Below are 19,361 nucleotides of genomic sequence, written 5' to 3'. Positions count from 1 at the left end.
TTGTAAACTAACAATTAACTTAACTTTCTTTGTAAAGAATTATATTGTCCAAGGCAGAGAAGCAAATAAGTACGATTAACGTCCAAATTGGTTGAATAGCTACTATTAAAAAGACACAACCTAACAAAATAATTAAAATACCTAGTCCAATAATTTTTTGCAGTGTATTTTTAGAAACTTTTTTTCTAGGATGATAAATGAAAATAAAATGTTTCGTACTATAAAATAAGAAAAAAGAAAAGATAAATAAGAGATTTATCTGCTGCCAGGGCATCGATGGTTTATAACCTAAATGGAGTGCCGCAGCAAAAGAAGTAATCGCAATTAACATAAACAGATTGCTATACAACAACAATTGTCCATTTGTTACTTGTTTTTTGTCAATCCTCATATCTAAACGAGCATAATAAGAAGTCCACATTAAACTAATTAAAATAAAGGCAATCATTACATAAAATAGCGTGGTAAAATCCATTGTCTCGCCATTTAAAATTGTAATTAAAGCAACCACGGTCTCACCAAAACAAATTAAAGTAAATAAACCTAATCGTTCAGCTAAATGACCGACATCAATAGGGGATGCCACTAATTCCTTACGTTTGATTAATGGGATGATGATATCCAAGAAAATCCCTAAAAATAAAATAAAGTAACGTGTACCGCCGGTGAAAAATAACGAAGTAGTCGATAAAATCAGTGAAAATGTAAAATAATTTGTAAGTAGTTGAATCACCTTTTTTTCTGTTTGACTATCAATACAACGTTTTACAGAATGGTATTGTAAAATAGTCAGCACACGGATTCCGATAAATCCTAATAAAAAAGTAAAGTATGTTTCATCAAAATTCAAATTAAAACTTGCTGTCATCAGCATCACAAAAAACATTTGAACAAACGTATAATAATGAGGCTTTTTCACTATCAATCTATAACGATTTAAAAACATTGTCTGCCCTGCCCAAGCCCACCACATTGGGATAATCATTAATAAATACTCACCAATAATAGTAAAAAAATGCTGTGGCTGGTTATTGACTGTCGTCAATAAATGGTTCGTTGACGAAATCGCGACAACAAAAACTAAATCATAAAATAATTCCAACCAACTAACTTTATGTTTATCCAAAAAAATTCCTCCTAAAAATGTAAGTAGATTGTTACACCATGATAATCTCATTAATTACCATGCTATCTAATTATATATTTAAAAATTATAACATACATTAAACGTTAGAAAGAAAAAGATAGGCTAAGTAAGTGATTCTATAGATTTAAATATAATTTTTCAGAAAGTCCGACAAAATAATTTGAAGAACTTATCACCATAATTACTTCTTACATTCGTCAAACTTCTTTACCCTTTTCGGCATACTTTCTTCACATTTTATGGGTATACTAAAAGAGTAGTAAGGATGACAACATTCTTACCTAAGCTAAACAACAACCAAACTAACTTTTTATTTTCATTTTTTCATTACAACTCCTCCAAAGTGTAATGAGGCCTTCGGGTCAAATTCGTGGCTGTACGATTTGTAAAGTCTACAGCCACGACAACTCCTTTTTGCCACCTGACTCTCCATCAGGTGGCTTTTTTATTTATGATGTTTTATACATTATTTTGATATCAAAAATAGCATCCATTCATTTAACTCATCTTGACTTTCCATGTTATGGAAATCCATTCAATCGTGCATTTTTCTTTTGTTATTCTTCAAAATCACTAAAAAAGCGCAAGCCATCAAGACATTCTCATCTCTATAGAGAACTGAATCTTGAAAGCTTACACCAACCTAATCGGAATTTAATCGTATATTCAGTTTAATTAGGGACTTCTGTAACCAGTGACCAGTTAATTGTAGTTTGATAACGAACTTTGTTTTTGGCACTACCACCTGGTACATATAAGGATACTTGCGTAGGATCCCAAACATTGGTTGTGATATTTTTCCCACTAGCATTCGCTTTTGGCGTTGTTAAAATAGCTGTTGGAGTTTCACTAAGACTAACTTCTCGGCTTATTATGCTGTTATCAATGATTGGTTCTGAATTAGAGGCTGTATTGTAAATCTTTCCCTTCGGAATTTTCAATTGTGCGCCTTCAAGAGTTGACCCATCTGATCCTATAAACGGAGTACTTTGACTCACACTTAAAGTCCAGCCATTATCACTTAACCTTGTATCTGATACTTGTATCCATTGTTGCGTTAGGGTTTTCCCAGAAACCGATAAAGGCTGGTTCGCTTGATAAGTCTTGTTTAAAAAAGATGTCGTCACTTTTCCAAAATCAAAATTCGAAGGTGCATAATCCACTCGAAGATAGCCTATATTTCCTGTTCCTTCATTCTCTGCATCCGTCTCATTTCCTGGTTGAGGGTTCGTTGGATCTATTGGTTTACTTGCACCTGGCTGAGTAACTGTTACTGTAAATTCACTTGTTAAATCTTTGGTTAAACCGCTATCCTCTTTAGCGAGAAAATAAGATAAGGAATACGTTCCTACCTCTTTTTTAAGAGAGTCTAAACCACGAATCTGTAATTTATTGACTAAGTCAATCTTGTTAGTATCCGAGATTAAATACGCTTGCGTTTGACTATCTTTTAAAAACCGGTCTAACATTTCCGCATTAGACAAACTTATCAATTCTTCTTGGTCTATTTGAAAATTGGTACTTTCTAATAGGGAATTTGAATCATAAACGATTAACTCTGACTGTATTTCAGTACTGTTAAAGGCATCATCTTTAATCGTCACATAAACAAGATACTTTCCACTTTTTTGCAACATTTCTGTTATTTTCTCACTATTATTTTTCATGGAATACTCAACTGTAATCTTTTTATTAGTAGGGTTGGAATCATTTAAGTCACTGACAAATTTATCTGGTATTGGAATCGCATCCTTTAAAATACTATGAACTGTTTTAGCTTTTCCTGTTGGAATCGTCTGATCTTTAACTGTTACAGTTTCACTCAATCGTTTTCCATGTCTGTTGGCCACAACAACAACTTTTTCACCCGCAATAAAATGCCCAGCATTTTCTAAATTCACTGTATAATCTCCATTTTCATCTGCCTGTAAAGTAAAATTTTCAGGTTCATCTTTAAAAGGAGAAACTAAGCTAGTTGCAGGTAAATTGGAATTCCCTGTAACCCTGACATAAGCATGTGGATAGGTGGTTCCTTTAATCATCATACTGTTTAGATTTTCTCTATTATCGCCTAACTCCGTTGTTATTAAGCTCATTTGAATCGCATCTAAAAATTCTTGTGCTAAATTTGTGTATTGCAGTAAAAATGCTCTTTCAGTTGAATTCACCACCAAATCAACTGTTTTTTTCACGTTATCCAGTTCCTTCTGAGTCACAAATTCATTGAGTTTCGTATAGCTTGTATCAGTAAATAATTGTTCAACATCTCTTCTAGCTTCAATGATATTTTGATCTAAATCAATGATCGAAAGATTACTTCCACTCATCACTACAAACACTTGCTCTGAATAAAGTCGCGTTTGAAATGAGACCGCACCAGAAAAATCCACTGTCTTAAAATTTTGATAAGTCATACTATCCAAAGGTACTGACAACTGTTTAATAATTTCCCCATCAAATCCGCTTCCTTGTCTGATACTCATTTTGAATTGCGGAACAGCTGTTCCGTATGATGAATTCTTCAGTTGATAACTGACTTGGTATTGATGACCTTTAACAACTTCAAAAGCACGTTGCGTTAATAGATTGCTCACACTTCCATTCAAGGATTGATAAAATGACATGTCAGAAAACCTAGTAGTACCTATTCTATTATTATTATATAATATATCTCCATATTGATTTAACGTTGCTAATGACCAACTAGTATAGCCAGTATATGGTTGAGCTTGTTTTCCTTGTAATAGATTATACTTAGTTAACGTAGTTGTATCTGTTACTTTACTCGCAGTTGGATAAAGCCGATCAGTCAAAGATACTTGCTCAATTTTAGCAGAAGCATGCAACGGATTCCAGATACATAAAATTAAAGAAAGACTGGCAAATAAACTTAATCTTTTAAAAAAGGATTTCATATTTTCCACCTACCTTCATATTTGACTCTCATTTATCTTGTCTCTGGCTTAATCGTTTTTGTTTCAGTTTAGTTTCTTCTCTTTTTTTTCTTTTAGCCATCATCTTTAATTTTTTTCTTTTCTTTTTTTGATTACTCCTTATTAGTACGAAAAGAGTCACTAGACCACTTACAATAAGAAAAAGAACACCAATAAGAACTAAATTATTATTATTTTCAGAAGAAACGTTGTCATTCAATGCATCTTGATTGATTTGTTGCGCTTTTTCTTTGGTAATACTAAACTTTTGACTCCAATTCCAGTTTTGGCTCGGCCATTTTGGATCATTAGTTGACGCTTCTACATTTAATACATAGTCTCCTGATTTCATTTCCTGATCCTTTAAAAAAATCGGATAAGAAAAGTTGGAATTAGGAGCCATAATCATGTCTTCTTGCTTTCGTTCGTATAGAAGCTCACCATTTTTTTCATTTAAAATTTGGGCATTCACAGTTAGCTTTGAAATAATACCTGGGGATTCATTTTCGATAGTAGCTTGAATCGCTTTTCGATAGTTACTTAGTCCTGTTGTAACACCCTTTAATTTTAATTCAGGTTTTTCAATTTCTTGATTTACCGTGACTTTTATTGCCAAGGAATAACTATATTTATTCGCAATTCCGATCCCCTGTTCTTCTTTATTTTCTACGACTTGATTTTCTTTTTCAAAATACCAAGCACCTAGCATCACACCATCTGGTACATCCTTTGGCACATCAATAAATGCCGTGACAGTTTTTTCTGAATGTGGTGGCACTTCAATACGTTTATCCGAAGCCTCAATCGTTGCGAAATCACTTAGCTTAAATTTTAAGCTCTTAGATATAGATTTTGGTTTGGCATTATAAGTAATTGTCCCATTTTCATTTGTAAAAGCCGTAAAAATTTGAGACTTTACATAAATGGGTTGATTGGATGAATTTGCTATTATTGCTTGAATTTCTTTATTTTCACCCTTAGTTACCCCTAAATCATAGAAAGAGCTTGTCTCATTGATTTCATTAGCAGCTTTTATTTTTTTTACGCTATAGCTCACCTCAGCTTTTTGTTGTATAGTTGCTTCAGAATTTTCAGCATAAACATTTCTTCCAAGCAATAACAAAGCTAAAATCATTATACTAATTATTTTTTTCATTATAAAATTCCTTTACTGTATCAATCTATAAGAAAATTGAGTTCTTGGCTCAGCTAGTAGGTCCTGTTACTAAACTCCAGTTAACAGTGGAAATATAAGCACCTTTTTTAGTAACTAGCGTTTTAAATGTTAAGCGAACCTTAGAGCTTTCCCAAACGCTAATTGTCGTAGCTTTTCCGTTATTATTCAGTTGATCTGCAGACAAAATTGTGACAGGTGTATTGTCGCCATATACGTCTACAGCTTGAGTTTTCAAATGCTTATTTTCAGCACTATCTGTCGCTGGAACATGTAAAGAATTTCGAACAACTCCTTTCGGTATTGTTAATTTAGCTCCTCTTATTTCAGCATTTCCTTTTGAAACTAGTTCATTTCGTTGAATGGTCAGCGCCCAGCCATCTGCATCCGTTCGATTATCAGTTACTTGAATAAATTGAGTTCCGATATCCTTAGCTGAATAGCTTAAAATAGCATCTTTCGTAGTTTGTTTTCCAAAATCAAATTGAAGTGGTGCTACATTTAGTGATAGAGGACCTGGATTGTTAGTAGCCGGATTATTAGGGTCTTCGACGCCTAGTTTTGATGGGTCCATCGGGTTAACCGGTCTGACTACATTCGTATCGTCTTCGAAAGTAATAACTCCTGTTGAATCAGCAAAAACTGGTGCTCCAAATCCAAAAATTGTGACAACTAACCAACCAATACTTTTTTTCACTTGAATTTCCTCCTTTCCAAAAACGATTTAGTTTAGTCGGATTTTTTATTTCCCCACTTCTGGCTTCTTTTTATTAAGCTTTTTCCGTCTTTTTTGCATTCTTATTCGTGCTTTTCGTGCTGCTTCTTTTTTCTTTTTATGTTTGTAAATTAAATAAAGCATTCCGCCAACCAGTAGCGTCATGGCTGCTATTACTGACAAAATAATCAGAGTCCAATTTGGGGCTTTTTTTTCTAATTCTACAGCATCTGTGTTTAACGTCTTAGATTCCTTTGCTGAAATTGTAAAATCTTCTTCAAAGGTCCATTGATTTTCACCCGATTTAGCCGTCATATCTAGTGTATAGGTTCCTGGCTCTAAGCTTTGATTGTCCCAACTAATAGGAAAATCAAAGTTAGAGTTGGGGGCCATTGACATATCTGTTTTTGTAGCTTCATGTAGAACAGTACCGTTCCCTTTTTTCCTTACTTTTGCATGAACATCAAATTCTTTTATTATAGTTGCTTCTGTATTTTGTAAGTTCACAGTTACAGCCGTTCGATAATTTAATAAGGCTGGTTTGATTTGATTCATTTTCAACTGTGGCTTAACTTCCTCCAATGATTCTCGCAGCTGAATGCCAATTACATAAGAATAATTATTTTTAATTTGCACATTTTTTTCGGCTTCTTTTGAATCCTCGGCTTCCTCTTTTTTTGTCACATAAAATCCACCGAGTAAAAGACCGTTAAAAGATTTATCTGGCATTTTAAGTGTGAATGGAACTTGCTTAGTTTCGTTAGGAGCCAAAGTCACTTCTTGTTCCTTTGAAATAACTGAGCTTAACGGAGTTTTTAATGTTGAATCTAGCTTTCCTTTCGTTTGGCTATAGTCAATTACGCCATTTTGATTGGTTGTAGCAATGTTAGGAGACAGGATGATAGTAGTCTGCTTATCGCTAGAATTGCTAACAGTTAGGGTAATTTCTTGTTCTTGTCCTGGCTCCATTTTCAGGTCAAAATAAGTAAGAGTTTTGTTGATTTGGTTTTCTGGTATGTTGGCTTTGGCAGAATAGGCCATGCTTCCTTCTGCTCGCCCTATAATTGGTGAAATTAAGCTCCCTATTAGTAATATAACGATTAATGAATATAGTTTTCTCATCTTGATTGATTCCCCTTTTCTGAATGAAACAACAAGGACCTCCTTTATCAAAGTGATCCTTGTCTGCAATTTTTACTTATTTAGGTGCATCTTCCAGCTCCCATGTAATTGAAGAAGTATATTCAGTATTCGCTTCAGGTGTTCCTGCTAAGACATTTAACTGAATAGATTCATTTGCTTCCTCCGTACCAGACCAAACATTGAGCCAAGTACCCCGACCGCCTTTATTGCTGGCATTCATAACCAGTTTGCTTTCTTGATTATCAAATAAAAGATCTGATTTAACTGGAGCTAATGAAATATTACTAGTGCTTCCAGCCTTTACCACACTATTCTTCATAGACAAAGTAGCACCTTTTAGCTCTTGCTTGTTTTTATTAGTAAAAGGGCTCATTTTCGCTGATAAACTCCAGCCATCTCCTGACCCACGTAAATCAGTTACTTGCACAAATGGATCTGCATTCAAGGCTTTATAGGCAATCGTTCTCCCTGAAATTTTCTGTTGTCCAAATTTTAAATTTGAAACATAGTCGACAGATAGAGGCCCAATTTGACCCGTGCCTTTATTTTCTGGATCTGAACTATCTATCGGCGTTGGGATTATAGGATTGTCTGGATCTTTTGGATTAACAGGTGGCGTGACCACACCATCTCCCGCAATAAAATCAATTTTGCTTTCCGATATTCCATTCGACGTAGCTTTTACTTTGAATCCTCCAGTTAATGGTATTACAATTGTCAGTGCTATAAGAATAATTCTTTTTTTCATTTTTATTCCCCTTTATTAATGATTACGGCGCATCTTCTAACGACCAAGTAATCGTCGATGAGTAAGTAGCGACTTTATTCCCTGATGGAACAGCTAACGTTACTTTTTCACCTTTTCCCTCAAAGGAGTTTACCCACGTTGAACGTCCTTGTGTTGTACTAGCCTTCATAATACTTGTTGGAGTTGTTGATAGATTTACTTTAAAGGCTGTTGGTGTTAAAAGTGGATCCACACCTTCTTTTGTAGTCAATGTGCCTTCTGGTATAGTCATTACAGCACCTTTTAGCTCTAATTTATCATCCGCTGTTTTAAAATTAGTTGCACTTACTTTTAAATTCCAACCTAAATCTTCCCCACGCTCATCTGTCACTTGAAGACCTAACTTAGTGCCTAAAACAGGTGACGCTTCAAGAGGCAATTTTGATTCAGCACCTAATTTTTTCGTTGGAAAATTAAAACTTGAAACAGCATCTAAACTTAACGGTCCTTTATTATCTAATCCTGGTTCAATTCCTGGATCAATAATCTCTGGAACTGTTGTTGAGTCCCCGGCTTGCAGTTCAAAATTTGCTGTTGAGGAACCTTTACTGACTTCTGCAGCATTTACTTGGGTGGTTCCTAGTAATACAACGCTGACTAAAATCCCTGTATTTAGTGATAGACCTATTAATTTATTTTTCATTTTCATTTTTATTACTCCTTTTCTCTGACTTTTTATTTTGGTGCATCCAGCAACGACCAAGTTACTGTAGAGAGGTACTCTCCATTTTTATTTCCTGCTGGTACAATTAACTTGATTTCATCTTTATCAAATACACTCGTCCAAGTTCCTGCTCCAGAACCCGCAAGAGCATGCATTAAAACAGTTGGTTTTTCATTTAATTCCACTTCTGATACTATTGGTGAAAGAGAAACGTTCGTACCAGCTGTTTCAATTACTCCCACTGGTAATATCAATTTTGCACCCTTCAATATTTTCGTTGCATCCGTACTGTCCGTAAATGCTGTTTGTGAAACTTGTAGATTCCACCCTGCTTCTTCTCCACGATTGTCTGTTACTTGCACGTTAGAATCTGTTACTACTGATGTGTAAATTTGTTCTTTACCCTCTAATTTATGTGTATCAAATAATAATGGTGCTACGTTATCAACTGTCAAAGAGCCTGTATTGTCCGTTCCCCCTGGTGGTACTGTTGGTTTGGTTGGCACGGTTGGACCTCCTGTATTGTCTCCCGGCGTTAGCTTGATATATCCATGAGAAGTTCCACTTTTCCCATTTTCACTCCCCTTGATCGTATCTCCTGGTGCTGCAAAAGCTACAGTTCCTATATTAAATAAAAAACTTGTACTGATTAACCCTGTAACGAGCAATTTTTTTGAATTCATTTTTTACTACCTCCGTTTTACTCTATTTATTTTTACTACTGAACCAACTAACAACAAACTCCCCACTATAAGTACACTTGTTTGATGCTTTTCACCAGTTTGAGGCAAATATCTATCTTTTTTAACTTCCTCACTCCCTGTACTGGGAATTTTTTTTTCATCTAATTCTTTTTTCTTTGCTGATTCATCACTTTCAGTAAAAACTATCCCGGCCTGACTTGTTGTTGTACTTGCTAAAGACACTACTGGGAAACAAAAAAACAGCAATATTAGGGGAAACAAAAGCAGAACTTGCTTTTGCACAGGCATCTGCTCACCTCCTTTCCAATTAATTTTTATTTTTTAATTCTAATGATTCTCCAAAATAATCAACATAGCTTACTTTCACGACATTTTTAAATTTTTCCTTGATGATAGTCGCTACTTTACTTTCACCTAACTCGCTATTAAAAACTAAGCTTTTCGAAATACTTTTTTCGAATTCATGAGTTCCTCTTTTAACTAAAACCTGAAACTCTACATTATAAATAAAAACGTCGGTCCAATTGTCATCAATGATCATATTTGTCACTCCATTGCTTTTTTAGTAAGAGTAAAAATTACTTACTTATACTATTCAGTGTAGAACATTTATATTTTCTCATGTTATCTTAATTTAGTATGGAATCGGACATTTCATGATAACCGCGTGATTTAATGCTAATTGTAGCCGTTTTCTGGAAATGAATTTAAAATGACTTTATCTGACACATTTGACTATAATCTAATTTTCTATATAATATTAAATCTAGATAACTAAACCTACATATCACTTGCTAACCATAAAAAGGAGATTTCATTGTGGACACATTACTTATGAAAAAAGATTTAGCTAAACTAACATTGTTTCGAGAACTTGTATACAACCAACCAAAAGAATTATCACTTGACTACTTTTCAGAATTGCTTAACATCTCTAAACGCTCAACACTGAGGACAGTTGAAGAATTAGCCCATGATTTAGAAAAAGATTTTGAAGATATGGAAATCAAAAAAAATAAATATTCATATTCAATAATGAATAATTCTCTTATGAATAACGAATATTTTATAGTTAGTTTACAGCTGTTTTATTTAAAAAATTCAATCCAATTTAATATTATTTACTCACTCTTAACGAAGTACTTTGATTCAATGACACAATTATCTGAATATTTATACATCAGTACTCCTCATTTATATAGACAAATGCCCGAAATAAAACGTTTCTTAGCTGGTTTTAAAATCGATATTATTTTCACAGAAGCGAAAAAGAAAACAAATTTTGTTGGTTCTCCAAAACATTTAAAAACATTTTATTACTTTTTTTACTGGGGAATTTCACAAGGTATCGCATGGCCTTTCGAAGAATTTTTTCCATTAAAAAAATTCAACGAAACATTTCAACTCGCATTTACAGATCCCTCTCACATACCCTCTAAGACAAAAAAATTGGAAGTTTTATTTTTATTATCTTATTTAGATAAAGTAAATCCTCCTTTTGAGTTATCAGAAGATATCAAAGAAATAGCAACTATTTTCAAAGATATCAATGATGTCTCTACTTATTCTCATAACTATGTAAAACATGAAGATGAGCGCTTATTTATAAATTTACTGTCTAGAATTTCTATGGCTGATTTAGATAACGAAGAAGAAAAAGTCTTTATTTATCAACGAGTTCTTTCCTCAGACTCTCCAATCGTCACACATTCTATTAAAATAACAGAATCTATTTTCACTCATTTTTTCCCGGATATTTTTATTTCAATTGAAGACCGTGCTGTTACTTTTTACTATATTTTTATTTTCCATATCTACATTCATTATTTTGGCATAGACTTGTCTGTATTATTTACGAATCCAGTCAGCCTAAAACGTTTCTCAACTAAGTCTGAACAATTTAAATTAATTGAAAAAAACATTGTCCATTTCTTTGACTCAATAACGACTGAGCACAATATTAAAGTCGATGAAAAGTATCTAAATGGCTATTATTTTTTAATTGCCTCCATCATTGATTATGTTGATCCAATGTTTTTAAAAATATACATTCAGTATTCAAAACACATCGCTGGAAAGAACATTATAAAAAGTAAACTATATACTATGTTTGGCAAAGAAAATATTATTATTGTGGACGATATTAACGAGGCTAAAATTATTATTTCTGATTGTTTTGAAAATGAGAACCAAGGTCAAATCCTATTTTTAATTGCTGAAATTTCCCGACCAGAAATGTGGCAAAATTTGATGCTTCTAATTCTAAAAGAAAAATTCCAAAAATCCTTCCGCTTCCCGTTGATACTTGATTAAAACAGACTAAAAAAGCTCTTAAAAACCATATCGGCTTTAAGAACTTTTTCGTATTTACTTCTTAAAATCATCAAACTTCTTTACCCATTTCAGCATACTTTCTTCACATTTTCTGAGTATACTAAAAGAGTAGTAAGGATGACAAGCATTCTTACCTAAAGCTAAACAACAACCAAACTAACTTTTTATTTTCATTTTTTCATTACAACTCCTCCAAAGTGTAATGAGGCCTTCGGGTCAAATTCATGTCTGTACGATTTGTAAAATCTACAGCCATGACAACTCCTTTTTGCCACCTGACTCTCCATCAGGTGGTTTTTTTATTTCTTTATTTTTCAAGATTATGCCATCAATAAATAACACATCTGTGTTGTTCCTCTTAAAAATATTTAAACTAGTGCTCTCTTACGTTCCAGTTTTTATAACTAGTAACATCCAACAAAGTTTGTGAGAATTTATTTTCAATTTCTTCTAACAACTTCAATATTATTGGAGATGAATTATCTAAATTCAAGCTTTTTATCTCTATCCACGAACTACCTAATGAATCATTTTTCTCATCTTCTAACTCTAAATGATTATTTTCTTCTAATTTTATATCAATATTATATAACACAAAAATATGATGTACGATTGTATTTTCACATTGTACAAAAGAATCATAACATCTAACGTTAGAATATTGGGTTACAGAAAAAATAGTTTCTTCCGCTACTTCTCTTTTCAATGTATCTATGAGACTTTCAAATTCTTTTTGACTACCTCCTGGTAAATCGTATCTATTTTTATAAGGACCACTATTTTTATTTATGCACAAGAGCTTTTTCTCTCTTATACAAACTCCATATACGCCTAAATGAGTCTTATATATTGCCATAGCTATTCATCTCCTTTCAAAAGTAGTGTCGAATGTTTATTTTTATAATCTTCTATCAGCTTATAAACCCCTGTATAAAAGTATTTACCAATTTAAAACCATATTACTTATGATAAATCCCTAAACAACACGAACTATATTAAAAAAACCACATGACGCATGATATTTTCTTCTTGAATTATATATAAATTTTTTTCATTCATCTATTATTTATTATCCATAAAATAAGGGAGTTCATCTAATCCTTTTTCGATATCCTCATAAATCGTTTCGAGATGATTCATACTCAATATAGAGGCAAGCTTATCACTTACAATTTTATTAACAGTCGCTAACTTCGGGCTATTCCAAATAAGAATTGCAGGCTTTAATGAATCAATCCAAAATTTTAAGATGCAATTATCTTTATTGGTTTCTAAATTAATAAATAAAACATAACGTCCACCAAGTATGTCTGCTACCTTTTTTATGGATAGTTCAATTGAGTTAATTTCTTCATAATCAAAACGATATAACAGCTCTTTTTGATTATTCATAAATAAACCTATATTTTTTCCTAGTTGCATTATCTCAATTCCATTTTCATTAATAGAAAGTACGCAATTAGGAGTCCCGGCAGAATATTTAATATAACCTTGAGGATATTCCTTATCATCTATCCCAACCAGTGCAGCAATTCTTTTTCCATTTTTCAACAACCCCTTAATATCATTTGAAAATGAACTATAAAAATTAGACCCTTCCGTGTTAATAGTTTTCATTGTTTCATCTCCTCCATTCTCTTTTTGTCCAAAATATTTTTGTAGGAATGTTTGAGGCTTTCTTCCAACTAGTTGGTCAAGTGTAACATTAAAATAATCTGCTAATTGTATTATATAAACTAACTCTGGAACACTTTTTCCAAGTTCCCATTTAGAAATAGTTTGCCTTGATATTAAAAGAAGGTCAGCTAATTCTTTTTGGGATATTCCTTTCTGCATTCTTAATTTTTTTATTTCATCTCCTACACACACTAATCATACACCTCCCATTTTTAATTTGTCCATAAAATCAAATGAACCTTTTCATTGCAACACTTTAAATACATTTTTCAAGGGTGCACCTGATCGTTGCACCCTTGTTACGAAGACGTTTTCCAGTATTAAAAATGTTATTTTTAATTCTACAACTATAATCTGAACGTACTACTATTTTTTCATTTCTAAACTAATAATTATTACTTCGAAGCAAATTATATTTAAATTAATGAATCTGCAATAATATTTAGGGATTCTATTAGCTTTTCTGGTGTGTTTATTTGATTAACCAAAAAATTTTCTTTACTTTGGTAAGCACAAGTATCTATGAAATATATTTGGTTATTTTTTAGAAATTGAAATTCTTTTAGTGTTGATTTTTCCTTATCATTTTGCTTAAAAGAATTATACTTTGGATAATGATTTGAAAAGTAGCTCTCCTTATTTGAATCGATTATAATAAAAATATCATTCTCTTTTTTATTCAGCTCTCTTAACAAGTGTGGGTCTGATGTTAAACCAATACCAAATAAAATAAATAGGTTAGACGTCTCTACATCATTCCTAAATTTCTCGAAATAATCCTTTTTCATTTGTTCTTTCTTTAATTCCGGTGCGCAACATACAACTTCTCCATGTTCATCTTTACGGGCATAATGGCCATGAAGATTGTAAACTTTGCCACCTTCTTTGAAGTTTAGTGTTTGCGTAGTATTATATACTTCAGAAAATACTGAGCCTATCATATAATCATAATTTGTTGTATAGACATTATATGAACATTCAGATACTTTATTTACAAAATCGAAAAAATTCTCAGAAAAATAATTACTTCCTGATTTCATTAGTGTTTTAACAGTAGCATTTACAAACTTAAAATGGTTCACATCTTTTGAAATTGATGTCTCATCAAAAATCGAATTAATTTGAGCAGCAACTAATGAAGAAAGCTCATCAACAATATTTTGGGAACTACTACTATTGCTTTTATCAAGGCCTTCAAAGAACGTATTTAATTTTGAAAGTAACGTTTCTCCAAATTCAGAATAATTGTCTAATTTTAAAAAATCTAATAAATTACAATACCTCTTTATATCATTTTGCAAATTTTCCAATTGTATCAAAACTTGTTGATCCGTTATTTTTTGAGATTTTTTATACGGTTCTAATTTTTCCAATAAAATTTTTGGATTCACACTAAGTAGATATTGACTAATAAAATAATTAAACCCATTTCCTACCAACACAGTTACTTTTTTACTCATTCCTTAACCTCTCCTTATCCTAAGCTCATCATCCAGCAGTATCATGATTTCATTTAGTATTGCACGATACTCATACTTGACGGCTCGAGCATAGTTTAAATTCATTCTATACTCTCCATGTGTACTAATCCACTTTTTTAAATCACTACATATATTTTAACATATCCCACAATATAATTACACGCATTTTATTACCTTGGTAATTTTAATTTTCACAATATAAAAAATAATCTAAAATAAGAATTTCATTTACTATCACCCGATCAAAAAATCACTATTTCCTAAAATGACTACTCATTGTTATGAATAAAAAGAACCAATCCTAAACGATCTAAGGATTGGTTCACAAGGAAAATATATATTTGTAATTAGGCTTTTTTTAAGGGGAAAAGCTACGTTTGAAAAAGTATCTCTAGTTTTCACATTTTTTAAATGTTATCCGTTAAATAAATTAGATACTTATTTAGGTATATTACTTAATTTTATCTACTAGACATCTAAAGTTGCTTTAACAGATAATAAAAATTCTATCTCAAATCAAAAACAGTTTTATTTCATCTACTGTATTTTATTCTCTTGCTATAAAGCTCATTTTTTGTCTTTAAATACGAAAATATATCACGTACATATATTTCACCAACTATTCATTATTAGTAGTCGTCACCTTTCTCAGTATCTTTTGTAATCCATATAGATAAATAACAAAAACAACCAACATACTATTTTTAGTGACATTTAAAACTGATAAAAAATCAAGGGATTCTTTTTGACTATGATATGCCTTCAACACATTTAGTACTGTTGTATTTGTATATAGAGCCGCTATATATAACGTAGTGAACATGATTAGTTGATTTATCACACTACCAATATTGGTTAACCGTGCTTTTGCAATTAATCTAAAATCTTTTGGTAAATCTACATGATTGTATACATATTGATCCAACTCACTATTCAGCTCGCTTACAAATAATGAAAGACATAAAATCCCCACATAAAAAGTAGGCTGAAACAATAAGAAAATAAAACTAACTAACAAACCTGTCATAATCAACTGTTGTTCTGAAATACCATAAAAGATTTTTTTTAAGAACGAAATAAAAGCACCTTTGACTAACATACCCACTAGATAAATATAATAGATTACCATTAGTTCACTCTCACCGTTTTTGATAACTTGGTAAAATGTTAAAAAAGCCAAAATAAAATTAGTTAGCATTCCTTTGTAAATTATAACAGACGATAACTTGAAAGATATCCTTCTTTCAGGATGCTTTTTATAGCGATATATACTATAAAAAATCATAATTATAAAAATGGTACAAATTAATCCTGGTAACAGATTAGTTATTCCTTCCTTTTTATCTTCTTTTAGCACAAAAACAGAGGCAAATATAACAATGAATAAAAACAAAGATTCAAAAATAGCATATTCAGGATAGTCATTTTTATTTTTAACATCAAAAACTAAATTTTCTGATTGATGCTGATACAACCAAATTAACGCAATACCTAATACAATAAATACGATAGCGGAATTTAATTGAATCAATTTAGCTAAAGAAATTAAATACAGTATAGAGCATAAAATCCCTCCTATTTTCCATTTCAAAGAAGGGGAATTAATTGATTGTGGTAGACTAGCTCTTTTTAATGTTGCATAACTTGGTATCAATATACCACTACATATTCCCATAAGAATTCCTGCTATACTATAAATAAAAATTGATTCGTTACTTATAAAAGCCAGCAAACAGCCTATTATCCCTATAAACACACTATATTTGAATAGTTTAGTTACCTGTACTGGATTTGAACGAAAAATAAACAGTACAGAAGATTTAATACTATAATAAAATATAAGAGGTAGTAAAAAAGATTTTGATCGATGGTTAATAAAAAGATGAGTCAACATAAGTATAACAAAAGGATGAAAACTCTTTATAAGAATGCTCGTAAAAAAAGGGAGCCTTATGTTAAATTTTCTGATTGCCTTTATCATTGTAATTTCCTCCACATCAAAAATTCTTCAGTCTCATCTACTATATCTCTATTACTAAAATTTATCAAAGATTTACTGTATTTGTATTTCAAAGATAGTTGTATATGTTTCTTTGAAATACGAAAAATTTATTTTTGTATGATTAAAAAGAACCAATCCTAAACGATATCAGGATTGGTTCATAAGGATAATATATATTTGTGATTAGCATTGTTTCAAAGCTTTCTTCTTTAGAATAGGGGATAAAATCTCAGTGAACGACCTAGCCTAACGCCATTTTGTCTCACCAACAACCGTGAATCGTATCTTGAAAAAACTAGACACTTCTTTACAGATCAATCGACTTCACTTATCTAAACACCTTTGTTTTGACGAGTTCAAATCAGTTAAGAAAGTTCAAGGGAAAATGATTTTTATTTATATGGATGCCAAAATGATTATTGACCGATTTCATAGTGTCCAATTAATGACGCGTTTGTTAAATCAAATTCGGATTCGAATCATGAAGAAATTCAATCACTTCGCTACTTATGACCAAAAAGATTATACGAAGTTGAAACGTTACTAGCGCTTGATTTTACAGAATTCTAATACGTTAGATTTTAAACATTATTCCTGTCAGTCTCTGTTTAAAAGTTATCTGGCAACGACAGATGTCGTGGACTATCTTCTAGCACTAGATGAGGAATTAAAAGCAACCTACTTGTACTACCAAGACTTGTTTTATGCCTTTAAAACAGCGGATTATGCGTCCTTTGAAAATGTATTAAATACTGTTCCACCAAAGATTTCTAACGAAATGAAGAAAAGCGTGAATACCCTAAAAAAACACAAAAACCACATTGCCAATACCTTTCAGTCTCCCCATTTAAACGGACCAATTGAAGGAACCATCACTAAAATTAAAGTATTGAATCGGATTGCTTTTGGTTACAGAAGCTTTTCTAGCTTTAAAAGAAGAATTTTATTGGCCTGTCGTACAACACAAAAAGCAGCTTGAGTATTCCCCTCAAACTGCCTGATTAAACCTGGCTTCTATTCTCTTGAAAAAGACCCATAAACATCATTTGACATAGAGCCGCTTTAAGAGCTATTTCCCTATTTACTTCTTCTATTCATCAAACTTCTTTATCCTTTTTAACATACTTTCTTCACATTTTGTGAGTATACTAAAAGAGTAGTGAGGATGATGCACATTCTTACCTACAGCTAAACAACAAGCAAACTAACTTTTTATTTTTTCGTTACAACTCCTTTTTGTCACCTGACTCTCCATCAGGTGGCTTTTTTTAATAGTTTAAATATCTACTAAGTGCATAGAATATCCGGTTTTCACCTTAATCTCTAAATAACGTTCCCATGCTTCCATTCCATTAAATGGCGCAATTAAAATATTCTTCCTATTAATCACATCTTGTAAATTATCCACTTTCATTGACCAGTTAGGAAACTTAGCTTTCATTTCATTTAATTTCAAATTAGCTTCGGCTGGGGTAAATGGTTGAACAACTAGTTGATAGTGTGTTTTATTTGGCAATTGCATTAAGAATGATTGGTAACTTGGAAAAGCTGCTCTAAATTCTTTCAAGCGTTCTAAAGCTTCTTTCTCATTAAAAGGACTAATAACTACTGCTTTTTTTGTTTGATTGACTTGACCAGATGATTCTCCAGTAATTTGCATACTATATCCAGTTTTTTCTTTGATTTCCAAGTATCTCTCTGCTACTTCCATTCCATTAAAAGGCGTTATTAATACACCTTTGCGTTGTGATACATTTCTTAAGTCATCAACTTTTTTACTCCAATTTGGAAATTTACTATTTAATTCTGCAAGTTTACTATCTACTTCCTTTACATTAAAAGGTTGAATAACTAGTTCGTATTGCGTTTCATTTGGTAAGCGGCGTAAAAAGGCTTGATAGTTTGGCGCTTTCTGTCTAAACTCTGCCAGTTTACCAAGTGCTTCTCCTTCATTAAAGGGACTGATTACTACTGCTTTTTGAGTTGCTTCTACCGGGTTTCCATTTACAATTCTTCTTGCAAAACTAGGATAATAATAAGCCATATTCGTTACTTTAACAACATCTCCGGTTGTTGGGGCATGAACAAATTGATTATTACCAATATAAATAGCATTATGATAGGAATTACCTTTTGAACCCCAGAATAAGATATCGCCAATCTGTAATGAGTTTAAACTTACTTCACTTCCCATATTTTCTTGTTGTGTAGTTACTCTTGGCAAACTAATTCCGACAGCATTTTTATATACATACTGTACTAGACCAGAACAGTCAAAACCACTAGGAGTATTCCCACCATAAACATATGGAACTCCTCTAAAGCTCAACGCTAAATTTACAATTGATTGTTGTTGTGTAATTGAAAATGAAGTAATCAAATTATTGTCAATACCGATTACTGGTTCATCATCTGGAAAAACAGGCATTTCTTCTATTTTTTGCTGAATAAATTCTTCAGAATTTTCTGCAGATGCTGCTGTTCCACCGCAAAAAATAACAAGTAAAGCTAACAAATATATACTAATCTTTTTCATTATATTATCTCTCCATCCTATAAATACATTACTTTTTGTACTTTACTCATAAATTCAAAATTTT

16 protein-coding genes and 1 pseudogene are annotated in these 19,361 nt (G+C 31.9%); 2 read left to right on the top strand and 15 right to left on the bottom strand.

Annotation, left to right across the window (positions count from 1 at the left end; all coding sequences use genetic code 11):
- Positions 1-19: 19 nt before the first annotated feature.
- From MHI00_RS00490 to MHI00_RS00445, 10 genes are all read right to left on the bottom strand, one after another.
- Positions 20-1,126, bottom strand: a complete 1,107-nt coding sequence (locus MHI00_RS00490; RefSeq protein WP_201731538.1) for a low temperature requirement protein A — start codon at positions 1,124-1,126, stop codon at positions 20-22.
- Between the two features lie 692 nt (positions 1,127-1,818).
- Positions 1,819-4,062 carry a WxL domain-containing protein gene (locus MHI00_RS00485; protein ID WP_341110071.1) on the bottom strand — a complete coding sequence of 748 codons (2,244 nt, stop codon included), beginning with the start codon at positions 4,060-4,062 and terminating at the stop codon, positions 1,819-1,821.
- 28 nt (positions 4,063-4,090) lie between these two features.
- Positions 4,091-5,236, bottom strand: a complete 1,146-nt coding sequence (locus MHI00_RS00480; protein ID WP_341110068.1) for a DUF916 and DUF3324 domain-containing protein — start codon at positions 5,234-5,236, stop codon at positions 4,091-4,093.
- A 49-nt stretch (positions 5,237-5,285) separates the two neighbouring features.
- A complete protein-coding gene (locus MHI00_RS00475) occupies positions 5,286-5,951 on the bottom strand; it encodes a WxL domain-containing protein (protein ID WP_201734316.1) in 666 nt (221 codons plus the stop codon).
- A gap of 45 nt (positions 5,952-5,996) precedes the next feature.
- Positions 5,997-7,091: a DUF916 and DUF3324 domain-containing protein gene (locus MHI00_RS00470; protein WP_341110066.1), complete on the bottom strand. Its 1,095-nt coding sequence runs from the start codon at positions 7,089-7,091 to the stop codon at positions 5,997-5,999.
- A 76-nt stretch (positions 7,092-7,167) separates the two neighbouring features.
- The gene (locus MHI00_RS00465) at positions 7,168-7,860 is read right to left on the bottom strand and encodes a WxL domain-containing protein (RefSeq protein WP_035064848.1); all 693 of its coding nucleotides are present in this window, start codon (positions 7,858-7,860) and stop codon (positions 7,168-7,170) included.
- A gap of 22 nt (positions 7,861-7,882) precedes the next feature.
- Positions 7,883-8,548, bottom strand: coding sequence for a WxL domain-containing protein (locus MHI00_RS00460; protein ID WP_015075181.1), 666 nt, complete (start codon positions 8,546-8,548; stop codon positions 7,883-7,885).
- Positions 8,549-8,574: 26 nt separating this feature from the next.
- Positions 8,575-9,246 carry a WxL domain-containing protein gene (locus MHI00_RS00455; protein ID WP_015075180.1) on the bottom strand — a complete coding sequence of 224 codons (672 nt, stop codon included), beginning with the start codon at positions 9,244-9,246 and terminating at the stop codon, positions 8,575-8,577.
- Between the two features lie 6 nt (positions 9,247-9,252).
- A complete protein-coding gene (locus MHI00_RS00450) occupies positions 9,253-9,555 on the bottom strand; it encodes an LPXTG cell wall anchor domain-containing protein (RefSeq protein WP_015075179.1) in 303 nt (100 codons plus the stop codon).
- Between the two features lie 19 nt (positions 9,556-9,574).
- Positions 9,575-9,808: a hypothetical protein gene (locus tag MHI00_RS00445; RefSeq protein WP_015075178.1), complete on the bottom strand. Its 234-nt coding sequence runs from the start codon at positions 9,806-9,808 to the stop codon at positions 9,575-9,577.
- Between the two features lie 278 nt (positions 9,809-10,086).
- On the opposite strand from MHI00_RS00445, the gene MHI00_RS00440 reads away from it, so the two are divergent.
- Positions 10,087-11,580, top strand: a complete 1,494-nt coding sequence (locus MHI00_RS00440; RefSeq protein ID WP_341110061.1) for a helix-turn-helix domain-containing protein — start codon at positions 10,087-10,089, stop codon at positions 11,578-11,580.
- A gap of 394 nt (positions 11,581-11,974) precedes the next feature.
- Here the strand turns inward: MHI00_RS00440 and MHI00_RS00435 are convergent, their stop codons facing one another.
- The 4 genes from MHI00_RS00435 to MHI00_RS00420 all read right to left on the bottom strand — a co-directional run bounded on the left by MHI00_RS00435 (position 11,975) and on the right by MHI00_RS00420 (position 16,434).
- Positions 11,975-12,457, bottom strand: a complete 483-nt coding sequence (locus MHI00_RS00435; protein ID WP_317944797.1) for an NUDIX hydrolase — start codon at positions 12,455-12,457, stop codon at positions 11,975-11,977.
- Positions 12,458-12,663: 206 nt separating this feature from the next.
- Positions 12,664-13,470 (bottom strand): helix-turn-helix domain-containing protein, encoded by an 807-nt coding sequence (locus MHI00_RS00430; protein WP_341110053.1) that lies wholly within the window; start codon positions 13,468-13,470, stop codon positions 12,664-12,666.
- Between the two features lie 224 nt (positions 13,471-13,694).
- The gene (locus tag MHI00_RS00425; protein WP_341110052.1) at positions 13,695-14,738 is read right to left on the bottom strand and encodes a hypothetical protein; all 1,044 of its coding nucleotides are present in this window, start codon (positions 14,736-14,738) and stop codon (positions 13,695-13,697) included.
- A gap of 640 nt (positions 14,739-15,378) precedes the next feature.
- Positions 15,379-16,434, bottom strand: a complete 1,056-nt coding sequence (locus MHI00_RS00420) for a hypothetical protein (RefSeq protein ID WP_341110049.1) — start codon at positions 16,432-16,434, stop codon at positions 15,379-15,381.
- Positions 16,435-17,035: 601 nt separating this feature from the next.
- Between MHI00_RS00420 and MHI00_RS00415 the strand changes: the two are divergent.
- A pseudogene (locus tag MHI00_RS00415) lies at positions 17,036-17,740 on the top strand (transposase).
- Positions 17,741-18,037: 297 nt separating this feature from the next.
- Here the strand turns inward: MHI00_RS00415 and MHI00_RS00410 are convergent.
- Positions 18,038-19,297, bottom strand: coding sequence for a C40 family peptidase (locus MHI00_RS00410; RefSeq protein ID WP_051926705.1), 1,260 nt, complete (start codon positions 19,295-19,297; stop codon positions 18,038-18,040).
- Positions 19,298-19,361: the final 64 nt, after the last annotated feature.

Source organism: Carnobacterium sp. FSL E2-0243 (assembly GCF_038003605.1).
In the GTDB taxonomy this organism is placed as follows: Bacteria; Bacillota; Bacilli; order Lactobacillales; family Carnobacteriaceae; genus Carnobacterium; species Carnobacterium maltaromaticum.
The sequence above is the reverse complement of the archived record's forward strand: the minus strand, read 5'-3'. Positions and strand labels throughout refer to the sequence as shown.